Source organism: Collinsella sp. SGI.033 (assembly GCF_050315135.1).
Classification (GTDB): domain Bacteria; phylum Actinomycetota; class Coriobacteriia; order Coriobacteriales; family Coriobacteriaceae; genus Collinsella.
Genome location: NZ_JBNPOK010000006.1, coordinates 75,797 through 95,469, shown reverse-complemented (window position 1 = coordinate 95,469; position 19,673 = coordinate 75,797). Strand labels below are relative to the sequence as shown.

Annotated in this window: 19 protein-coding genes; 1 reads left to right on the top strand and 18 read right to left on the bottom strand. The window is 60.0% G+C overall.

Features of this window, described 5'->3' with window-relative positions:
- Positions 1 to 114: 114 nt before the first annotated feature.
- The 3 genes from ACQRC0_RS03390 to ACQRC0_RS03380 all read right to left on the bottom strand — a co-directional run bounded on the left by ACQRC0_RS03390 (position 115) and on the right by ACQRC0_RS03380 (position 3,018).
- Complete coding sequence (locus ACQRC0_RS03390) at positions 115 to 1,515, bottom strand: phosphoglucomutase/phosphomannomutase family protein (RefSeq protein WP_427719693.1); 1,401 nt, start codon at positions 1,513 to 1,515, stop codon at positions 115 to 117.
- Between the two features lie 174 nt (positions 1,516 to 1,689).
- A complete protein-coding gene (locus ACQRC0_RS03385) occupies positions 1,690 to 2,583 on the bottom strand; it encodes a homocysteine S-methyltransferase family protein (protein WP_427727753.1) in 894 nt (297 codons plus the stop codon).
- Positions 2,584 to 2,595: 12 nt separating this feature from the next.
- A complete protein-coding gene (locus tag ACQRC0_RS03380; protein ID WP_154518396.1) occupies positions 2,596 to 3,018 on the bottom strand; it encodes a metal-dependent transcriptional regulator in 423 nt (140 codons plus the stop codon).
- A 120-nt stretch (positions 3,019 to 3,138) separates the two neighbouring features.
- Between ACQRC0_RS03380 and pepT the strand changes: the two genes are divergently transcribed.
- On the top strand, positions 3,139 to 4,386 hold the full coding sequence (pepT, locus tag ACQRC0_RS03375) for a peptidase T (protein ID WP_154518393.1): 1,248 nt from the start codon (positions 3,139 to 3,141) through the stop codon (positions 4,384 to 4,386).
- Positions 4,387 to 4,641: 255 nt separating this feature from the next.
- Here pepT and ACQRC0_RS03370 read toward each other — a convergent pair whose 3' ends face one another.
- The 15 genes from ACQRC0_RS03370 to ACQRC0_RS03300 all read right to left on the bottom strand — a co-directional run bounded on the left by ACQRC0_RS03370 (position 4,642) and on the right by ACQRC0_RS03300 (position 19,165).
- Entirely contained in the window at positions 4,642 to 5,895 is a 1,254-nt protein-coding gene (locus tag ACQRC0_RS03370; RefSeq protein WP_427727751.1) for an LCP family protein, read from the bottom strand.
- A 12-nt stretch (positions 5,896 to 5,907) separates the two neighbouring features.
- Positions 5,908 to 7,191 (bottom strand): UDP-N-acetylglucosamine 1-carboxyvinyltransferase, encoded by a 1,284-nt coding sequence (gene murA, locus ACQRC0_RS03365; protein WP_154518387.1) that lies wholly within the window; start codon positions 7,189 to 7,191, stop codon positions 5,908 to 5,910.
- Positions 7,192 to 7,279: 88 nt separating this feature from the next.
- Positions 7,280 to 7,672 (bottom strand): ATP synthase F1 subunit epsilon, encoded by a 393-nt coding sequence (gene atpC, locus ACQRC0_RS03360; protein ID WP_427727755.1) that lies wholly within the window; start codon positions 7,670 to 7,672, stop codon positions 7,280 to 7,282.
- A gap of 5 nt (positions 7,673 to 7,677) precedes the next feature.
- Positions 7,678 to 9,132: a F0F1 ATP synthase subunit beta gene (atpD, locus tag ACQRC0_RS03355; RefSeq protein WP_427727748.1), complete on the bottom strand. Its 1,455-nt coding sequence runs from the start codon at positions 9,130 to 9,132 to the stop codon at positions 7,678 to 7,680.
- Entirely contained in the window at positions 9,132 to 10,040 is a 909-nt protein-coding gene (gene atpG / locus ACQRC0_RS03350; protein ID WP_427727746.1) for an ATP synthase F1 subunit gamma, read from the bottom strand. The genes atpD and atpG overlap by 1 nt, the downstream gene beginning before the upstream one ends.
- A gap of 5 nt (positions 10,041 to 10,045) precedes the next feature.
- Complete coding sequence (gene atpA, locus ACQRC0_RS03345) at positions 10,046 to 11,653, bottom strand: F0F1 ATP synthase subunit alpha (RefSeq protein WP_427727745.1); 1,608 nt, start codon at positions 11,651 to 11,653, stop codon at positions 10,046 to 10,048.
- Positions 11,654 to 11,655: 2 nt separating this feature from the next.
- On the bottom strand, positions 11,656 to 12,132 hold the full coding sequence (locus tag ACQRC0_RS03340; protein ID WP_427727743.1) for a F0F1 ATP synthase subunit delta: 477 nt from the start codon (positions 12,130 to 12,132) through the stop codon (positions 11,656 to 11,658).
- The gene (gene atpF / locus ACQRC0_RS03335; protein WP_427727741.1) at positions 12,125 to 12,721 is read right to left on the bottom strand and encodes a F0F1 ATP synthase subunit B; all 597 of its coding nucleotides are present in this window, start codon (positions 12,719 to 12,721) and stop codon (positions 12,125 to 12,127) included. The genes ACQRC0_RS03340 and atpF overlap by 8 nt, the downstream gene beginning before the upstream one ends.
- A 21-nt stretch (positions 12,722 to 12,742) precedes the next feature.
- A complete protein-coding gene (locus tag ACQRC0_RS03330; protein WP_427727739.1) occupies positions 12,743 to 12,934 on the bottom strand; it encodes an ATP synthase F0 subunit C in 192 nt (63 codons plus the stop codon).
- A gap of 98 nt (positions 12,935 to 13,032) precedes the next feature.
- Complete coding sequence (gene atpB / locus ACQRC0_RS03325) at positions 13,033 to 13,830, bottom strand: F0F1 ATP synthase subunit A (protein WP_427727738.1); 798 nt, start codon at positions 13,828 to 13,830, stop codon at positions 13,033 to 13,035.
- Between the two features lie 45 nt (positions 13,831 to 13,875).
- Positions 13,876 to 14,169: a hypothetical protein gene (locus ACQRC0_RS03320; protein ID WP_427727736.1), complete on the bottom strand. Its 294-nt coding sequence runs from the start codon at positions 14,167 to 14,169 to the stop codon at positions 13,876 to 13,878.
- A gap of 468 nt (positions 14,170 to 14,637) precedes the next feature.
- A complete protein-coding gene (gene upp, locus ACQRC0_RS03315) occupies positions 14,638 to 15,285 on the bottom strand; it encodes a uracil phosphoribosyltransferase (protein WP_040359658.1) in 648 nt (215 codons plus the stop codon).
- A 121-nt stretch (positions 15,286 to 15,406) separates the two neighbouring features.
- Positions 15,407 to 16,948, bottom strand: a complete 1,542-nt coding sequence (gene glpK, locus ACQRC0_RS03310; RefSeq protein ID WP_427727734.1) for a glycerol kinase GlpK — start codon at positions 16,946 to 16,948, stop codon at positions 15,407 to 15,409.
- A complete protein-coding gene (locus ACQRC0_RS03305; RefSeq protein ID WP_427727732.1) occupies positions 16,902 to 17,705 on the bottom strand; it encodes an L-threonylcarbamoyladenylate synthase in 804 nt (267 codons plus the stop codon). The genes glpK and ACQRC0_RS03305 overlap by 47 nt, the downstream gene beginning before the upstream one ends.
- A 209-nt stretch (positions 17,706 to 17,914) precedes the next feature.
- Complete coding sequence (locus tag ACQRC0_RS03300; RefSeq protein WP_427727730.1) at positions 17,915 to 19,165, bottom strand: N5-glutamine methyltransferase family protein; 1,251 nt, start codon at positions 19,163 to 19,165, stop codon at positions 17,915 to 17,917.
- Positions 19,166 to 19,673 lie beyond the last annotated feature (508 nt).

The following is a 19,673-nucleotide window of genomic DNA, read 5'->3' as shown; positions in this document are numbered from 1 at the left end:
CGGGGGCGGGAATCTGGTTGCACACAACTCCTACACATTTATACCCGCAGCTGACGCTTGCCAGTCGTTACCTACCACTCGCCGAGCATATCTTTATATTGAGCAGCCCCATGGCTAGAGCCGATATGCGCCCCGAGCCAAAGCGCAGCCGGCATCAAGCAACTCGTCGCGCTCCTCCACCGAAAAGCCCTCGGCGTACACTCGCACCACCGGCTCAGTGCCACTCGGGCGAACCAACAGCCAGGTATCATCCTCAAATGCCAAACGCAAGCCGTCCATGTGACTTACGCTCTGCGGCGCCTTGCCGCAAATCGACTTGGGATTCACACCGGGAAGCAGCGTGCGCAGCGACTCGGCATCTTCTGCCTCAAGTCGTAAATCTCGACGGCCATAACTTGTTTTTCCAAAACTCGCCTCGAGCTGATCGACCAGCACGCCCAGCGAAGCCCCCGTCTTTGCCATGAGCTCACACAGGAGTAGGCAAGCGAGGATGCCGTCACGCTCGGGCATATGCGCGGCAATGCCGATGCCACCGGCCTCCTCACCGCCCATAAGCACCCCGTCTTTTTTCATCTCGGCGGCTATATATTTGAAGCCAACCGGTTTTACGGTCACGCGGCAACCGAGCGCCTCGGCAACACGACGCACAAGCGTCGAGCACGATAGATTGACGACGACTCGCCCCTTCAAATTGCGAAACTGAACCAATTCGCCCATTACGAGCGCCATGATCTGATGCGGATGTATATATCTACCGCGCTCGTCGACCGCGCCAATACGGTCAGCATCGCCATCGGTCACCAGGCCGGCACACGCGCCGTCTTCGATAACTGCACGCTCGCAGGCATCCACCCACGGCTCTACGGGATCGGGACAGATATCCCTCCAATCCGATGCTTGCCCCGCATGAATCTCATGGACCTCAACACCCAGCTCGCGCAGCAAATCGGCAAGATAACCTTGAGCCGCTCCCCCCATGGGGTCGACCACCACGCGCAGACGAGCGGCACGAATGGCATCGGCATCGACAAACGATGCTACCGCTCGCATATAGTCGGGAATGATATCCGCCGTGCGATACTGCTCCTCGAGCCCCAGAGGTTCGGCGGCCATCGTTGCCTCGAGCTCTTCGATGACGTCCTGGTTTGCCGTGGAACCATCGCCCATGCGCAGTTTGAGACAGAGATAGCCCTGCGGATGATGTGAACCGGTCACCATGAGCGCCCCGCACGCCTCGCCATCGTATGCGGCAGCCCACGTGATGGCAGGCGTGGGTACAAAACGGGCCGCGAGCACGGCATCAAGGCCATGGGCCGCAAGCACGCCAGCTGCAAGTTCTGCAAACTCGCGCGCCCGGGGACGGGTGTCATACCCGATATATACCGTCTTGCCGGGATATGTCTTTTGCCAGAGCTCGCCGGCTGCATCAGCGATACGGGCAACATTGTCAGCGTTAAAATCCTCGCCGACGCGAGCGCGCCAGCCATCAGTTCCAAAATGAATTATCGCGCACACACGCAGACACCTCGCAGTGTTTGGATCATGGTACGCAGGTGGTATACCCGCAACGAGCGCCCGGCAAGCCGCCGGCGCACGCATTCACCGTTTAGGCAAAAGCCGTCGAGGGCGCATATAGACAAAAAACCGCCCCGGTTGGGGCGGTAATTCGAATGTGCTTTTCTTAGGACTCTATATATCGAGCGCGTCTGCCATAGCAGCCGTCGTGATCGCCGTGGTTCCGCAACAGCCACCAACCATTGCGGCGCCAGCCCGCTTCCACTCGACACATGCGCGCGCGAAAGCTTCGGGGTCCTCGTGCCACACAGACCCATCTTGCGTTTGGACCGGATTTCCCGCATTGGGACGTACAGTAACGGGCGTCGTGGCTATCTTGACCATTCTTGGTACCGCAGCGGTAGCCGCTGTCAGGGTGCAGCAATTGACCCCAACCGAGCTCGCACCGTGCTTCTCGGCATACAAGATGGCACCTTCGATGTTTAGGCCATCACCCAGCAGGTCGCCCTTGTCATCAATAGCAAAGCTCACCAGAACGGGCATGCCATCAGCGGCATCATGGACACCGGCGAGCACGGGCTGCAGATTGCGGATAGACGTGACCGTCTCGACCAGAATCCCGTCGACGCCGGCGTTGAGCAGGGCGGACGCCTGCTCGCGAGCATTTGCGCGAATCTCTCGATACTCGGAAGAATCCTCGACAAACCACTCAATCGCAATAGGCCCCATGGACCCCAGCAATAGCTGGGGATTTGCCTGGCGGGCATCGTCGACCGCCCCGCGATTGACCTCTGCCATAGATGGAGCGATTTCATCGCGATCGAGCGCAAAACCCGATGCCTGGAACGTATTGGTAATAAGCACCTGTGCACCAGCGGCGGCATACAGTCGGTGGATGCGAGAAACCGTCTGTGGTTCGGCGAGGTTCCAAAATGCCGGCGGAATATCGGCAGCACCGTATTCACTCAGCAGCACGCTGCCCATCGGACCCTGTGCCAGCAGCGTCTCGCTGGTAAGTCGGCGCATAAGCTCCTCGCCGCCGAAGCGATTGTAATAACTCGTATCCATATATATGTTTCGCTATTCCTCGATGCTGATTCCCTGCTTTTCGAGATAGGCGAGCCAACGGACCATTGTGTCCTCGGAAAGCGCGTGCTCCATCATGCAGGCCTCGGCATCGGCGCGCTCAAAGTCGACGCCGAGCTCCTGGACCAAAAATGTGCGAATCAGGCGATGGCGATACCAGATAGCCAAACCGACCTCGCGCCCACGGTTGGTCAGGATAACCTTGCCGTAGTGAGACTGCTCGACAAGTTCGGATGCCTTGAGAGCCGAAACCGCCTTGTTGACCGATGCCTTCGAAACGCCAAGGCGCTGTGCGATATCGACCGACCGCACGCCATTAGTCTCCCCATCCTCGCTTTCGATGCGAACCATGCACTCCAAGTAGTCTTCGTTCGCCACCGTTAGATGTAGCTCGCGCGAGCTATTTGTCGTATCCATGAACATCCGTCCCTTCTGCATTCAATGGCTGATTCTACCCCATCCAAGCGTCGCGGTATGCCGCGGCATACCGTGCTAGAGTTCTTGTTGCACACGACAACCAAGATTGGAGCGGTCTCTATGGAAAACACCACCACGAACCCCGACGTACTCGAGCGTTTTTTGCGCTACGTCCAGATCAACACACAGTCCGAGGATGCCAACTGTGACCAGGTTCCGTCGAGCACCGTCCAGTTTGATCTTGCCAATGTGCTTGCCGAGGAATTGCGCGAGCTTGGTGCAACCGATGCCCATGTAACCGAAAACGCCTATGTCTGCGCTCACATTCCCGCGAGCGCCGGCTCCGAGAATAAGCCCGCCCTGGGCCTGATCGCGCACCTCGACACCACCGAGGTCGCACCGGGAGCCGGCGTAGCGCCGCACATTGTGCACTACGAGGGCGGCGACCTGGTTTGCGGCATCGTCGACGGCAAGCCCGTTTCCATGAGCACCGCCAAGCTCCCCGCCCTCAACAACCTTTTGGGCGAGGACCTGGTTTGCACCGACGGCACCACGCTGCTGGGCGCCGACGATAAGGCCGGTGTCGCCGAGATTATGGCGCTCGTCGCACGCATTGCACAGGACCCCAGCCTGCCCCACCCCACGCTTGGCATTTGTTTCTGCCCGGACGAGGAAATCGGCCACGGTGCCGAGCTGTTGGATATCGAGGACTTTGGCTGTAAGTATGCCTACACAGTCGACGGCGGTCCGGTTGGCGAGCTTGAGTGGGAGTGCTTCAACGCCGCCGAGGCTACCGTTAGCTTTGAGGGCCAGTCCATTCACCCCGGCGACGCCAAGGGCCGCATGGTTAACGCGGGCAATCTGTTCTGCGACTTCAATGCCCTGCTTCCCTACGTGCAGCGTCCGGAATACACCGAGGGCTACGAGGGCTTCTATCACCTCGAGGGCGTTTCTGCCACAGTCGACCATGCCACGGCGCGCTATATCGTCCGTGATCACGATGCCGCCAAGTTCCAGCAGAAGCTCGATCTGATGGATGCTGCCGCCGCGCTGCTCAACCAGCGTCTGGGCGAGGAGCGCGTAACGGTCGAGATCAAGCACCAGTACCGTAACATGGCCGAGATTGTCCGCGACTACCCAGAGCTGATCGAAGTCGCCAAGGAATCCTTCCTTGCCTGCGATGTTGAGCCCCAGGTGCTGCCGATTCGCGGCGGCACCGACGGCGCACAGCTGTCGTTCCGCGGCCTGCCCTGTCCCAACCTTTCGACGGGCGGCTACTGCTACCACGGCGTCAACGAGTTTGTTCCGGTCAGCTCGCTCGTCAAGATGACCGACGTCTTGCAGGAGCTCGTCGCCCGCTTCGCATAAGGAACTCGAATAATCTAGGTAAGCAAAATCGCCCCGTCCTCAAAACCGAGAACGGAGCGATTTTTTGGTGCAAGGGGAGTAGTCGGCATCGCTGGTTGAATCAACGTCAGCGAGCGACGTCCAGAGCGAACAAGTTGGCATGAAAAAGGCAGGACATTGACCTTCTGGTCATGCCCTGCCTTTTGAATGACAAATTGTCGCTCTGGGCGGCGCGCAGCGTCGAGCCGTTGCACGGGCTGGCAAGCCCGCGCAACCCTAGTAGTTGGCTTCGTAACCGTTGCCGTCGCCAGTGGGCTCCTCGTAATAATATGAGCTGTAATCCGAATCGTCCGAATAGCTCGAATCGTCCGAATAACTAGAATCGTCCGAGCTTTCCGACGAACCGGCCGTACCGTAGGCGTAATCGTCAGAAGTATGGTTGCTCAAATCACCGATTGTGGAGCTGGTTCCGTCGGATAGGCCCATGGTGTTTGGTCCCTTAGGATCCTTGCCGGCATCGACGCGCGCCATCATCTCCTTAAGCTCGTCCTCGTAGACAAAGACATAGCTCTGGCCGTCGATCATGGTGGTTTCATCTGCGTAGGAAGGCAGATTCGCCGAATAGATGCCATCGACATCCATGCCGCGCATAGCATTGACCGTAGACACGATGTCCTGAACGCTCATATCGGTCACAAGCATATCGGACAGCGAATTAACCAGGTCGAAGACCTTCGTAGCATCAAAGTTGTTGAGAATCTGGTTGGCAAGGGCACCAAGCACCTGGCGTTGGTGACGCATGCGCGTATAGTCGCCGTCGGCATAGGTATAGCGGCAACGGGCATAGGTGAGCGCGGTAGCACCGTCCATGTGCTGCTGGCCTGCCGTAATCTTAATGTCCAGATGCTCGGGGTCATCGACATCGTCGGTGGCGTTGATGTCGATACCGCCCACAGAGTCAATCAATGATTGCATACCGTCAAAGCTAACCTCGGCATAGTGGGAAATCTGCACGCCGCACAGCTCATTGACCGCTTGAACCATGGCCTCGGCACCGCCATAGGTATGGCAGGCGTTGACCTTCATGGTTTCGCCGTTATAGACAACCTTGGTATCACGTGGAATGGATATAAGCGTAGCCTGCTTTTGCGTAGGGTCGATGCGCGCCAAGATAATTGAATCGGCGCGATACGTGTCCTCGCCCGGACGACCATCGGTACCTAAAAGAAGCACGTAGAACGGATCCTTAGCCTCATCGGTATCCACCAAGATATGGCGCAGATTGTCGGTAATGACATTGGAATCGCCGAGCTTGCCCATAATGCTGGCGAACCACAGCCCGGCGGCAGTCGTAGCGCTCAACAGCACGCCAAGCACGGCGATAAGCGCAACGCGACGGATTGTCTGGCCGCGGCGGCGCTGACGAGCGCGCTCGGAGTAGCGTGCAACATTATCGCGACTGTAGATCTTGGCCTGTGCGCCGGTTGAAGGTCTTCGAGTATCCGCTAAGGGCTTCTTATTATTAAACATAGGCAACCTGCATTAGTAGATGACGGGATCGGGAACAGTGGCGTGCTCGACGTTTGCACCAAGTGCCTGCAGTTTTTCGACAAACTGCTCATAGCCACGTTTGATGTGATGGATGGCCGAGACCTCGGTAACGCCGTCGGCGATAAGGCCAGCAACGACGAGCGCGGCGCCGCCGCGCAGATCAGGCGAGGTAACCTGTGCACCCGAGAACCCCTTGACGCCATGAATCATGGCGTGATGGCTTTCGATGCGGATATCCGCGCCCATACGGACCAGCTCCGACGCGAACATGAAGCGGTTCTCGAAGATATTCTCGGTAATCACAGAGCTGCCATCAGCAAGAGCGGAAAGCACCATGATCTGCGCCTGCATGTCCGTCGGGAAGCCCGGGAACGGAAGTGTCTGAATATCGACCGGCCTGATGTGCTCGACACGACTCACGTGAACGCCATTCTCGATTCGCTCACACTCGATACCCATGAGCTCCATCTTCTTGAGCACCATGCCCAAGTGAATGGGGCAAAAGCCCGTAACGTCGACACCGCGGTCATCGGCCATCAGGGCACCGGCAACGATAAAGGTGCCGGCCTCGATGCGGTCGCCCACCACGCGATGGGTAACGGGATGCAGCTCGTCCACACCTTCGATGGTCACGACGGGCGTGCCGGCGCCAACAATCTTGGCGCCCATCTCGTTGAGCATATTGGCAAGGTCGACGATCTCGGGCTCGCGAGCCGCATTATCGATAACCGTAGTGCCTTGTGCGCGCACGGCCGCCATGATGAGGTTCTCGGTAGCGCCGACGCTGGCAAATTCAAGCGTAACCGTGGTACCGCGCAACCCCTGAGGAGCGTTGGCATTGATGTAACCGTGTGCAGTGTCGAATTCTACGCCCAGCGCCTCAAGACCCAAGATGTGCATGTCGATCTTACGGGCACCCAGATTGCAGCCACCCGGCATGGCAATCTTGGCACGATGGAAACGGCCCAGCAGGGGACCCATCACGGCCGTGGAGGCGCGCATCTTGGCGACAAGCTCGTAGGGAGCCTCCCAGGAATCAACCTGAGAAGTGTCGATCTCGAGCGTATGCTCATCGAGAACGTCAATCTTGGCGCCCATACCCTTGAGCACCTTGCCCATAACATGGACATCCGAGATATCGGGCACGTTCTGCAGCGTCGTCTTCCCCGGTGCCAGAAGCGTTGCCGCCATGAGTTTGAGTGCAGAGTTCTTTGCACCCGAAACGGGCACGGAGCCTCCGATGGTGTGGCCACCTTCAACACGGATAATATCCAAGGTCTACCCTTTCAAAAAGCATGCCCGGGATGGCTGGGCCATCCCGGGCATGATGTGTTCGCAAATGGTCGAACGCCAAATCGTTTGACTATTGGGCAAGCATGAGCTTACACCATGCGATTTCATTATAGAGGTAGGCGCGGCGTGCATCATCCTCCGACAAATTACCCAGCTTCTCTTCAAAACCTTGAATATCAGCTTTAAGCTTGTCGGCATCGACGGTCGCCAAATCGCAAGCGCGCTCGGCGAGGACAATCACGACATCGTCCGCAACCTGGGCATAGCCGCCGTCCACAGCAAACGTGTGGTCGACGGTGCCCATTTGCTTATCACAAACGCGAACGTAGCCGCGATCGATCGTGCAGATCTCGCTAGCGTGACGCGGAAGAATGCCGAACTCGCCGTCCGTGGAAGGCAGGGCGACAAATGCCGCCTCGCCTTCATAGGCGCAGCTCTCCGGACACACGATGCGGATTTGCATAGCCACTACTTCTCCTCCATCTTGGCGGCGCGCTCGCGCACGTCGTCAATCGTGGACGCATAACGGAACGCCTGCTCGGGCAGGTCGTCGCACTCGCCGTCGACAATGGCGGCAAACGAGCGGACCGTGTCCTCGACACGGATGTAGACACCGGGGTTGCCGGTGAACTGCTCGGCGACGTGGAAGGACTGAGACAGGAACTGCTGGAGCTTACGGGCACGGTTGACCGTAAGGCGCTGCTCCTCGGAAAGCTCGTCCATACCCAGAATGGCGATGATGTCCTGCAGGTCGGAGTACTCCTGGAGCAGCTCTTGGACTGCGACGGCCACACGATAGTGCTCCTCGCCGACAATCGAGGGATCCAGGGCGTCGGAAGAGGAAGCCAAGGGGTCGATTGCGGGATACAGACCGAGCTCGGCGATGGAACGCGAAAGAACGGTCGTGGCGTCGAGGTGTGTAAACGTCGTGGCGGGAGCCGGGTCGGTCAGGTCGTCTGCAGGGACGTAGACAGCCTGAACGGAGGTGATGGAACCCGTCTTGGTCGAGGTAATGCGCTCCTGGAGGTCGCCCATCTCGGTAGCCAGCGTGGGCTGGTAGCCAACAGCGGACGGCATACGGCCCAGAAGGGCGGAAACCTCGGAACCGGCCTGGGAGAAGCGGAAAATGTTATCGATGAACAGCAGGACGTCCTGGCCACGATCGCGGAAGTACTCAGCGGTGGTGAGGCCGGCCAGACCGATGCGCAGACGCGCTCCAGGCGGCTCGTTCATCTGACCGTAGACCAAGCAGGTCTTGTCGATAACGCCAGACTCGCTCATCTCGAGGAACAGATCGGTACCCTCACGGGTACGCTCGCCAACGCCGGTGAACACCGAGGTGCCGCCATGCTCCTGGGCGAGGTTGTTGATGAGCTCCTGAATCAGAACGGTCTTGCCGACGCCGGCGCCGCCAAACAGACCAGTTTTGCCGCCACGGATGTAGGGCTCGAGCAGGTCGACGGCCTTAATGCCGGTCTCGAAGATCTCGGTCTTGGTAGTGAGCTCGTCGAAATGAGGTGCCGGGTGATGGATGGGATAAAACTCATCGATCTGGGGCATGGGCTTGCCATCGACAGGCTGGCCCATAACATTCCAAATGCGGCCGAGGGTCTCGGGGCCGACGGGCATCTTCATGGGTGCGCCGGTGTCGACCGCGACGACGCCGCGCTGCAAGCCGTCGGTCGACGTCATGGCGACGGTACGAACGACACCGCCGGGAAGCTGAGACTCAACCTCCAGGATGGTGCTGATGTGACCCATCGGCGTATCGGCCTCGACCGTGAGCGCGTTGTAGATCGAGGGGACAGCGCCATCGAACTTAACGTCGACAACTGCGCCGATGATACGGACGATACGTCCCTCACCGGCCGTCTGACGTGCCGTGGCCTCCTCGACCGCCGCTTTAACGGTGGTATCTGCCATTAGTGTTCCTCCAATGCTGCGGCTCCGCCCACGATCTCGTTGATCTCCGTGGTAATGGAAGCCTGACGCACGCGGTTATACGTACGGGTAAGAGTCGAGATGATCGACGACGCGTTCTCCGTGGCGGAGTGCATGGCCTTACGGCGCGCACCCTGCTCGGCGGCGGCCGAATCGATCAGCGCCTGGTGAATGACGGTCAGGATGTAGCTGGGGACCATCTCAGCCAACACATGCTGGGCGCTCGGCACGAACTTGAACGAGGACGAAACGCGCTCGGGGCCCTCGTCTGCGTTCTTACGCGGGCCATGTGCCATGGCGATCATCTCGGGGTCGAGCGGAAGCAAATGCTCGGTACGAAGAACCTGATCGACGCGGTTGCGAGCGTGATGGTACACGATCTCGACGCGGTCGAGCTGACCCTTGGAGTACTCGTCGCAGATATAGCTCGCGATCATGCGGGCATCCTCGAGGCTCGGGTCGGCCGAGGAACCCTCGAAGTGCATGACCGTGTTGGCACGGCTGCGGAAATACTCGCTCGCCTTGCGACCGCATGCGATGATCTCGCACTCGGCGCCATCATGTGCCCATTCGCGAGCGATTTTCTCGCAGGTGCGCTCAACGTTGACGTTGAAGCCGCCCGCCAGACCGCGATCGGACGTGATCGCGATGATCAGACCGCGCTTGAACTCCTCATGCGTCTTGAGCATGGGGTTGTCGCCGACAGTCTCTGTATCGCTCGCAACGGTGTGCATGACGTCGGTGAGCGCCTTCTTGTAGGGCTCAGCCTGCGTGGCTCGATCGAGCGCGCGACGGATCTTGGCCGTAGAGACCATCTCCATCGTGCGCGTGATCTGCTTGGTGCTCGTGACCGAGGAGATTCGCTTCTTAATGTCGCGAAGGTTAGCCATAGAGCTTAGTTCTCCTCTGCGCCCTCAGCTGCGCTCGCGGTGGAGGCATGCTTGGAGGCGTACTCGTTCTTGAAATCGGTGATGGCCTGAAGCAGCTGCTCTTTGGTCTCGCCGTCGATCTTGTTGGTACGGACCTTCTGCAGCAAGCCGCCAAAGCCAGCATTCATGTACTCGAGCAGCTCGGCGCGGAACGGCAGCACCTCGGAAAGGGGCAGGTCGTCGATAAAGCCCTCGTTGCCGGCGAACAGCGTAACGATCTGCTCGGCGACGTCGAACGGCTTAAAGCGCGGCTGCTTAAGAAGCTCGGTCATGTGCGCACCGTGGGTAAGCTGCTTTTGGGTGGCTGCATCCAGGTCGGAACCGAACTGGGTAAAACCGGCGAGCTCACGGTAGGCGGCAAGGTCCAGACGGAGGTTGCCGGCGACCTGCTTCATGGCCTTGGTCTGAGCGGAGCCACCGACGCGCGACACCGAGATGCCGACGTCGACTGCCGGGCGCTGGCCCTGGAAGAAGAGCTCGGACTGCAGGTAGATCTGACCATCGGTAATGGAAATGACGTTGGTCGGAATGTAGGCCGAAACGTCGCCGTCCTGGGTCTCGATGACCGGCAGGGCCGTCATGGATCCGTAGCCGTTCTTCTTGGACATCTTGACGGCACGCTCGAGCAGGCGAGAGTGCAGGTAGAAGATGTCGCCAGGATAGGCCTCGCGTCCGGGCGGACGATGCAGCGTAAGCGACATCTGACGATAGGCGACAGCCTGCTTGGATAGGTCATCGTAGATGACGAGCACATGGCCGCCGGGGTTGGTCTCGCTGGCGGGCTCGCCGTTCTCGCCGTTGTACATAAAGAACTCGCCGATAGCGGCACCGGCCATAGGGGCGATGTACTGCATAGGGGCCGAGTCGGCAGCGGTAGCCGAGACGATGATGGTGTAGTCGAGTGCGCCGTGCTGGGCGAGGGTCTCACGGATGTTGGCAACCGTAGAGGCCTTCTGGCCGATAGCGACGTAGATGCAGACCATGTCCTTACCGCGCTGGTTGAGGATAGCATCGATCGCGATGGCGGTCTTGCCGGTCTTACGGTCGCCGATGATGAGCTCACGCTGGCCACGGCCGATAGGAACCATGGAGTCGATAGCGAGCAGACCAGTCTGAACCGGCTCGCAGACCGGGGTGCGGTCGATAACGCCGGGGGCCTTGAACTCGATGGGGCGACGGTGCGTGGCGACGATATCGCCCAGGCCGTCGATGGGCTGGCCCAGCGGGTTGACGACGCGACCGAGCATGGCGCGGCTCACGGGAATATCCATGACGCGACCGGTGGTACGGCACTCGTCGCCTTCCTTGATGACGTTGACGGCGCCGAACAGAACAGCACCGACCTCATCGCGGTCGAGGTTCTGGGCAAGGCCGTAGACGGTCTCGCCGGTCTCGGAGCTCTTGAACTCCAAGAGCTCGCCGGCCATGGCGTTGCGCAGTCCCGAGACGCGCGCGATGCCGTCGCCAACCTCGTCAACATGGGAAACCTCTTGCGTGTCGACGGTAGCCGCCAGGCCATCGAGCTTCGCCTGCAGGGCGCGGGCGATGCTTTCGGCATTGAGGGTATCGGACATAACTAGGCTTCACCTCCGTTATTCAAAATCGTGGAACCGAGGGCCTCACGCGCTGCGCGCAGCTGGGTCTTGACGGTAACGTCGCGACGCTGGCCGCGGGCCTCGAGAATCAGACCGCCGATGATGGACGGATCGACCTTCTCGATCAGGAACACCTTGCGCTTTAGATCGGCCTCGCATTTCTCGGTAATCGTGCGGCGCAGCTCGTCATCGAGCGGGACAGCCGTGGTGACGGTGACGCCTACGACGTCCTCGTCGGTCGCGGTTACCATCCGATAAGCCGATGCAATCTGCGGCAGAAGATCGAGCTGGCCGCGCTCGAACACGGTACCGAGGACAGCAAGCACCTCGGGGCTGGCGTTCGCGATGACCTCAAGCTCGTGAAGATCGCGGAACACACGGCCCTCGGCCTTAGCGGCCTCCAGGAGGGTGCGTGCATAGGTCTCGAGAACCCTGTTCTCCATGCGGCTGTTAGGCATTCAGGCTACCTGCTTCCTTTATGTAGCGCTCGATCAGACGACGCTGCTCGTCGTCGTTCTCGAGGGCCTCGCCGACAATCTTGGTCGCAACGGAGACGGAAAGATCGGCGATGGAGCCGGCAGCGGCAGCATAGATGGAGTTGCGCTCGTCCTCGGCGTTGGCGTGGGCCTTGGCAATGATGTCCTCGGCCTCCTCGTGAGCCTTGGCGATAATGCGGGCGCGCTCGGACTCGGCGTCCTGACGGGCGGCGGTCACGATGTCGGCAGCCTGACGACGGGCGTCGGTGAGGAGGGCGTCGGACTCCTTGCGGGCCTCGATGGCCTTGCGCTTGGTGGTCTCAGCCTCATCGAGGCTGTCCTTGATGCGCTTGCCGCGCTCTTCCATCGTCTGCAGAATCTGCGGCCAGGCGAACTTGGCCAAAACGATGAAGATGATGAGGAAGGCAATGAGTGCAGGGACGAATTCCGCCATCTTGGGGACGAGGATCTCGGCCTTGTTCTCAGACTCCTCGGCGAATGCCGACACCGGCATGGCGAGCATGGCGCCCGTCAGCGCAGCAGCGACTTTCGCGTGGTTGAAATGCTTCATGGCGACTACCTTCGTGCTCAATTACGAAATCAGCGTAACGACGAAGCCGATCAGGCCCAGAGCCTCGGTGAATGCAGATGCAAGAATGAAGACGGTGAAGGCACGGCCCTGGACCTCAGGCTGACGAGCCATAGCGCCCGTAGCACCGAGTGCTGCAAGACCAATTGCGAGACCGGCACCGATAACGCCGAGACCATATCCGATAACTCCCACGATTCCTCCTTTGTCGTGCGCGTGTGCGCAGGATAAATACCTATGTTGTAGAGGCGCACGCGGGTGCCGCGCCTCCGAACACCAAATGAATGCGACCGCTAGTGGGCGTCAGCCTCTGCGATCTGGATGTACACGGCCTCGAGGACCGTAAAGACGTATGCCTGAACAAAGGCAACGATCAGCTCGACGACGTAGATCACCAACAGGATCAGGACCCACGCCACGCTGGGCAGGGCGCCCACGGCGTTCATGGCCGTGAAGTGCTCCAGCATCGGCTGGGCAAAGAGCGTTGCCATGATGGCAAACGAGCCCATGACGACGTGGCCGGCGAACATGTTGCAGAACAGACGGACGGCGAGCGTGATCAGGCGCAGGCACAGCGAGAAGAGCTCGATGACCCACACGAAGACGTTCATGGGGAAGGCGACACCCGCAGGGGCGAGGCTCTTGAAGTACCCAAAGAAGCCGTGCTTCTTAATACCGAAGTAGAGGAAGTACACAAAGGACACGAGCGCGAGGGCAGCCGTGCAGCCAATGGCGCCGGTGCCGGGCTTCATGCCGGGGATCAGGCCGATGAAGTTGTTGATCAGGATAAAGAAGAACAACGAGGCCAAAAACGGGAAGTGCTTCTTCCAGTTGTCGCCGACGACGCCCTTGGCGATATCGTCCTGCACGTACTCGATAACCCACTCGACACCGTTAACGAAGAAGCCCTCGGGGACAACCTTCTGCTTCTTGGTAAACGCGAAGAAGACCGCGAACATGACGACGGCAGCGATAAGCAGCCAGAACGAGTACTGCGTCAGGCCCGCGTTAAGGTCACCCACGACCGGAGTCGAGGAGAACTCCTCCACGAGTTCGGCGATCGCGCTGGGTAACTTGGCAAATGCGTCCAAGATTCCACCTTCCCTGTTTGCCCGCACCGAGGTGGGGCAACGCCTTTAATCCTTCATAATCACCATGCAGGCGATCACGATCCAACAAATCAAAAACCCGGCGAGCTCGCCGCACAAAAAGGCGATGAGCGCCGCGGGGACTACCAGGTGCACAATTACGACGCCCATAAAGAGCACCGCAAACGACACCATGATACCCAACATGCCCACGGTCATGTTGGCATCGCGTCGATGCGCCAGTACCGGAGCAAGCGCAAGGTACAACGGCAAAAAAGCAACAAGACCGACGACGAATCCCATTGCGATGAACGGCACGTGGCCTGCCAGCTCAACCGGCATCTGCGTTCCCTTCTCGCGACGTACAACTCGCATGGAGCCATACCCCGCTCACATCGTCCTAGTATTTTAGGGCGCAAGGTTGCAAAATCAATGCGCCGTTACCCAACCTTAATTGCGTCTTTAACCCCGTAGGGCGTCAAACGGACAAAAGGCCGGGCACTGAGGACGAATGGGTCGCGATAGTCGACGAGCGTACTTGACGAACGCCGCCGCACCCGCGTAAGCGCAGCACGACAGCGTTGTTGACTATTGTACGAACCGAACACGCGATGACAAGTGGGAAAACGTAAGTTAATACACAACTGTACATTTTCTTAAGACACTCTTTATACCGTACCTACGGTATAGCGCGTTTTGGGCCCTCGGTGGCTGCGACGACACTCATAAATATGCGTGCAGGCGTCACTCGTACACCCGCACGCACCAATCATGCACGAATGAGAACGTGCAGCTGCCCATGCCTGGCGACTAGAGCGTGCCGTAGATGCGGTCGCCGGCGTCGCCGAGGCCGGGAACGATGTAGGCAGCCTCGTTGAGATGGTCGTCGATGGCACAGGTATAGATATGCACATCTGGGTCCTTCTCGGTCAGCGACTTGAGGCCCTCGGGAGCCGCGACGATGCACAGCATGCGGATGTCCTTGACACCGCGCTCGCGCAGGTAGCTGATGGCCATCTCGGCCGAACCGCCCGTGGCGAGCATGGGGTCGACAACCAGGCAGATGCGCTGGTCGATATCCTTGGGCATTTTGCAGTAATACTCATGCGGTTCGTGGGTAACCTCGTCGCGCTCCATACCGATGTGGCCCACGCGAGCGGAGGGCACCAGGTCGAGGATGCCGTCGACCATGCCAAGGCCCGCACGCAGGATGGGCACGATGGCGAGTTTCTTGCCGGCGAGCTGTTTGAACGTGGCGGTAGTGATGGGGGTCTCGACCTCGACGTCTTCCATAGGCAGGTCGCGCATGGCCTCGTAGCCGTCAAAAAGCGCGAGTTCGCGCACGAGCTGGCGGAACTGATTGGTGCCGGTGTTTTTGTCGCGCAGGATCGACAGCTTGTGCTGAACGAGCGGATGATCGACAAGCGTCACACGGGACGCATCGTAGGTGACGGTCATGGGTCTTGCCCCTTTCGTTGCGGCCACAAAATGGCCTTGCTGACAAGGCGCGCAGCAATGTTGCCGCCGCGCGCCATACACAAGTTTAGCGGTTTGCTGTATCGAGTGGCCCGTCGCAGCCCTACTGTGCGGTACTGAGCGAGCGCTTGACCGCATCGCGCCAGCCCGCAAGGTTTTGCTCGCGGCGCTCGGCGGACATGTGGGGAAGGAAGGTCCTAACAATCTGGGCATTTTGCTCCAGCTCTTCCAGGTCTTCCCAATAGCCGACGGCAAGGCCCGCCAAGTACGCGGCACCGATTGCCGTGGTCTCCACCGTCTCGCATTGCAGCACGGGGATATCCAGCAGGTCGGCCTGGAATTGCATGATGAACTCGTTGCGCGACGCGCCGCCATCGACAGACAGGCGTTCGATCGAAAGCCCCACGTCCTGCTCCATGGCGCGCAGCACGTCGTAGCTCTGATATGCCATGGATTCGCAGGCGGCACGTACGATGGTCGCACGGCTCGAGGCGCCGGTCAGACCGCACACGATACCGCGGGCACGCGGGTCCCACCAGGGAGCGCCCAAACCCGCAAAGGCGGGAACGAAGTAGCAGCCCTCGTTGTCGTTAATCGAAGCGGCGAGTTGTGCCGATTCGCTCACGCTCGAGATGATGCCCATGTTGTTGCGCAGCCAGTTCATGGTGGAGCCGGCGGCAAAGATGGAACCCTCGAGTGCATAGCTGATCTTCCCGTTCGCAGCGATACCGATGGTGGAGACCAGACCGTTCTTGGATTCGATGACCTCGTCGCCGGTGTTCATGAGCATAAAGCAACCAGTACCATAGGTGTTTTTGGTCTGGCCGGGACGGAAACAGCAGTGGCCGAACAGCGACGCCTGCTGGTCGCCCGCCACACCCATGATGGGTGGCATGTTGGTCATGATGTCGCTCGCGACGCGGCCGTAGTCGCCCGAGCTCCAGCGAACCTCGGGCATCATGGAACGCGGAACGTCAAAGAGCGCCAGCAGGTCGTCGTCCCAATCGAGCGTATGGATATTAAAGAGTGCCGTGCGGCTGGCATTGGTGTAGTCGGTGGCAAAAACCTGACCGCCGGTGAGGTTGTAGATGAGCCAGGTGTCGATGGTGCCAAACATGAGGTCGCCCGCCGCCGCACTCTCGCGTGCGCCGTCGACGTTGTCGAGAATCCACTGCACCTTGGAGGCCGAGAAATACGGGTCGAGCGTAAGCCCCGTGCGGGAGCGCACCAGCTCTTCTGCGCCCTGCTCAACCAAATTATCGATCAGAGACGCGGTGCGACGGCACTGCCATACGATGGCGTTATAGATGGGCTGGCCGCTCACGCGGTCCCATACCACCGTGGTCTCACGCTGATTGGAGATACCGATGGCGGCGATGCGATCGGAATGAATCCCGCTCTTAAACTGAACCTCCATCATGACCGCAATCTGGCTGGCAAGGACCGCCATGGGGTCTTGCTCCACCCAGCCGGGACGCGGGAAGCTGGTTTTGACGCTGCGGCGCGCTTGGGCGACGATGCAGCCGTACTCGTCGACGATGGTCGCAAGTACCGAGGTGGTGCCGCAGTCGAGCGCCATGATGTAGGAACCGCCAAAGTCAAACGAGGCATCTTCCATGCCCAGGCTGCCCAGATTCAACGACATCGCTTACACCTTTCTGTTGCATCGGGTCGGACAGGACCCGCTCAATCTCTGATGCGGGAAGTGCGCCTTGGCGCAGGATCTGAAGCCCGCCGTGCTGGAACGACACGATGGTCGAAGCGTCGCGGCACGGCGTCTCGCCCGCGTCGACGGCCACGTCGACCCCTTCTAGAATGCGGTCTTCAACGTCGGCAAAGCTTGCCGGCGCGGGCGCGCCGTGTGTATTGGCGCTCGTACAGGCAAGTGGGCTGCCACAGGTGCGAATGAGCGCCTGTACCACGGGCGAGGCCGACGCGCGAAGAGCCACCGTGTCGTCGGCGGCACGCATAAAGGTCGGCACGCAGGGAGCCGCCTTGACCACAATAGTCAGGGCGCCCGGCCAGCATCGTCGGGCAAGTATGCGTGCCTCTTCTGGGATATCCACGCCGTAGCGGTCGAGGGCCTCGGCATCATCGACCAGCCAGGCGACCGTTTGGGTGAGCTCACGCTGCTTGAGGGTAAAGATGCGACGGTAGCCGGTACCGAGCGCGGGCACCGCGGCGCCGTTGACGGCAGCCTGCGGATCGCGCGGCCACGGCAGAGATTCGCTTGTATCTTGGGGCACGGCGTCCGAGAAGGCGTTGACTGCCACAGCGACGCCATAGACGGTCTCGGTTGGGATCAGGGCCAGGCCGCCACGGCCGAGCACCTCGGCCGTACGCTCGACGGCGAGCCGATGCGGCTCGCGCGCTCCCTCGAATACCCGATAGACCGTCTGCATGTGTATGCCAGCCCCTTACGCTCTGGTGAAAGTTTGTTTACTGAGGGGCATTCTCGCACGAAACGTTTAACCTATTTGTCCACAGCGCATGTTGGTTTGGTGAGCGGCTATAGCAGTCGGTGAAAGTGAGGGGTAATTGAGCCGTGACAAGCCTCTTTACATTTCCGGCGCAGCGCTCCCGCCGCCGCACCGCCAATACGCTTCGTACTTTACTGACGTTGTTTGGGCTCGGTGACGATAGCTCGAACGATGCGGGGACGATCGGTGAGGTCACGGACGATGCGTACGTCCGAAAGACCCGCCTGGCGGCAGAGCTCGACCGCGGCGTCGAGGGCACCCTCATAGAGCTCGCAGGCAAACAGGCCGCCGGCGCGCAGCATATAGGGCGCCGCATTGAGCAGGCGGCGGAAGATATCAAGGCCATCGGCGCCGCCCTCGAGCGCCAAATCGGGCTCAAAGTCCTTGACCTCGTGCGGCAGCGAGCGCATGACGTCAGTCGGGATATAAGGCGGGTTGGAAACGAGCACGTCAAAGGTGCCCCACTCCTCGCGGGGGATAGAGCTCACCAGGTTCGTGAGGCTGAAGGCGACCTCATCGGACGTCAGCCCGAGTGCATCGCGGTTTTTGGTGGCCAGGTCGATGGCGCGCGGCTCGATATCGGTAGCGGTGCAGGCGACATGGCCGCGACGCTCCCAAGCAAGGGAGAGCGAGATGCAGCCCGTGCCGCAGCCGACCTCGAGAACGCGGGCAATGCGGGGGTCGGCAGGCACAGACGCGGCGGCATCCTGCACTAGGGCCGTCTCTTGGTCGACGCCTTCGATGGCAATGCCGTATTCGTCGAGCCCGGGCTCAGCGACTTCCGCGGTCTCGGCCTCAGCTGCCTGCGCGGCGGCTTCCTCGGCCTCACGATCGGCCAGCTCCTCGGCATAAGCTCGGCTGCCCAGCACGTCTCCGCCCAACGCCGCCTCATCGGCAGCCGTGAGGTTGGCGGCACGGCGCTCGGCAGTCGCGCGTTCGTCAGCCAATGCGACTTCGGCTTTACGCGCCTGCTCGACCTCGTCGTTCCATGGCAACTCTACGCGCTGGCGGGTGGCAGCCTCGGGGCTCAGAACCTCGGCATCCAGATAATTGAGGACTTCCTCGACGAGCATCTCGGTCTCGGGACGTGGAATGAGCACGCCGGGGGCGCACGCGACGTCGATCATGCGGAACTGCGTGCTGCCGGTGATGTACTGCAGCGGCTCGCCCTTGGCGCGACGGACAACCGCCGCGTGCATGGTCTCGAGCTGCGCTGCATCGAGCGTGTCGTCCATACGCATATATAAGTCGATGCGCGCTAGGCCCGTGGCTGCGCACAACAGCCACTCGGCAGAAAGACGGGGGTGCTCTTCGCCGCGCTCGGCTAGGTACTCCTTGGTCCACTCGAGACAACGCCTGATGGTCCAGATCTCGTTTGCCATGGGTCCTCCCCTCTTAAGCGCCGGGCGGCGCGCGAATGTCGGAGCAGATTGTACGCGAGGGCGGCACGCGGCGAGAGACGATTGGAAGCGATTATCGAGAATCAGCCCAGAATTTTGCACCGGGCTCGCTCAAAGTGTTCATTCGCCGACGTCTAGATTTGCATTCGTCAAGCTTTTGGCAAGGTTGCCCCAAAACTAACCAATATCTAACCAAGAACTTGCCAAATCACTTGACGTGCGACGCACCAAAAAGGGCCCCGCGACTTCTTGGACGATTTTTCGAGCAATATTTTCAATAGCAGATGAAGGTTGTTAATTACTTTAAGCAGGTAGACAGGTCAATTTCCAACAAAGCAGATTAAATAAACTCGAAAAGTAATTAACCCAACCTAGTCATTTAAGAACGTCCCCAATGACTACATCTAAGGCGCCGCAGGTTGAGCATAAGTCCCCAATGACTACCCGCCGCAGGTAGAGGACGGACAGCGAGCGGGTCGCATTTGAGACA

Bases quoted from the DNA above. Each gene is read 5' to 3' on its own strand.
- ACQRC0_RS03385 (WP_427727753.1), bottom strand. From the start codon at position 2,583: ATGGATACGAGTTATTACAATCGCTTCGGCGGCGAGGAGCTTATGCGC.
- ACQRC0_RS03380 (WP_154518396.1), bottom strand. From the start codon at position 3,018: ATGGATACGACAAATAGCTCGCGCGAGCTACATCTAACGGTGGCGAAC.
- pepT (WP_154518393.1), top strand. From the start codon at position 3,139: ATGGAAAACACCACCACGAACCCCGACGTACTCGAGCGTTTTTTGCGC.
- ACQRC0_RS03370 (WP_427727751.1), bottom strand. From the start codon at position 5,895: ATGTTTAATAATAAGAAGCCCTTAGCGGATACTCGAAGACCTTCAACC.
- atpC (WP_427727755.1), bottom strand. From the start codon at position 7,672: ATGCAAATCCGCATCGTGTGTCCGGAGAGCTGCGCCTATGAAGGCGAG.
- atpD (WP_427727748.1), bottom strand. From the start codon at position 9,132: ATGGCAGATACCACCGTTAAAGCGGCGGTCGAGGAGGCCACGGCACGT.
- atpG (WP_427727746.1), bottom strand. From the start codon at position 10,040: ATGGCTAACCTTCGCGACATTAAGAAGCGAATCTCCTCGGTCACGAGC.
- atpA (WP_427727745.1), bottom strand. From the start codon at position 11,653: ATGTCCGATACCCTCAATGCCGAAAGCATCGCCCGCGCCCTGCAGGCG.
- ACQRC0_RS03340 (WP_427727743.1), bottom strand. From the start codon at position 12,132: ATGCCTAACAGCCGCATGGAGAACAGGGTTCTCGAGACCTATGCACGC.
- atpF (WP_427727741.1), bottom strand. From the start codon at position 12,721: ATGAAGCATTTCAACCACGCGAAAGTCGCTGCTGCGCTGACGGGCGCC.
- ACQRC0_RS03320 (WP_427727736.1), bottom strand. From the start codon at position 14,169: ATGCCGGTTGAGCTGGCAGGCCACGTGCCGTTCATCGCAATGGGATTC.
- upp (WP_040359658.1), bottom strand. From the start codon at position 15,285: ATGACCGTCACCTACGATGCGTCCCGTGTGACGCTTGTCGATCATCCG.
- glpK (WP_427727734.1), bottom strand. From the start codon at position 16,948: ATGTCGTTGAATCTGGGCAGCCTGGGCATGGAAGATGCCTCGTTTGAC.
- ACQRC0_RS03305 (WP_427727732.1), bottom strand. From the start codon at position 17,705: ATGCAGACGGTCTATCGGGTATTCGAGGGAGCGCGCGAGCCGCATCGG.
- ACQRC0_RS03300 (WP_427727730.1), bottom strand. From the start codon at position 19,165: ATGGCAAACGAGATCTGGACCATCAGGCGTTGTCTCGAGTGGACCAAG.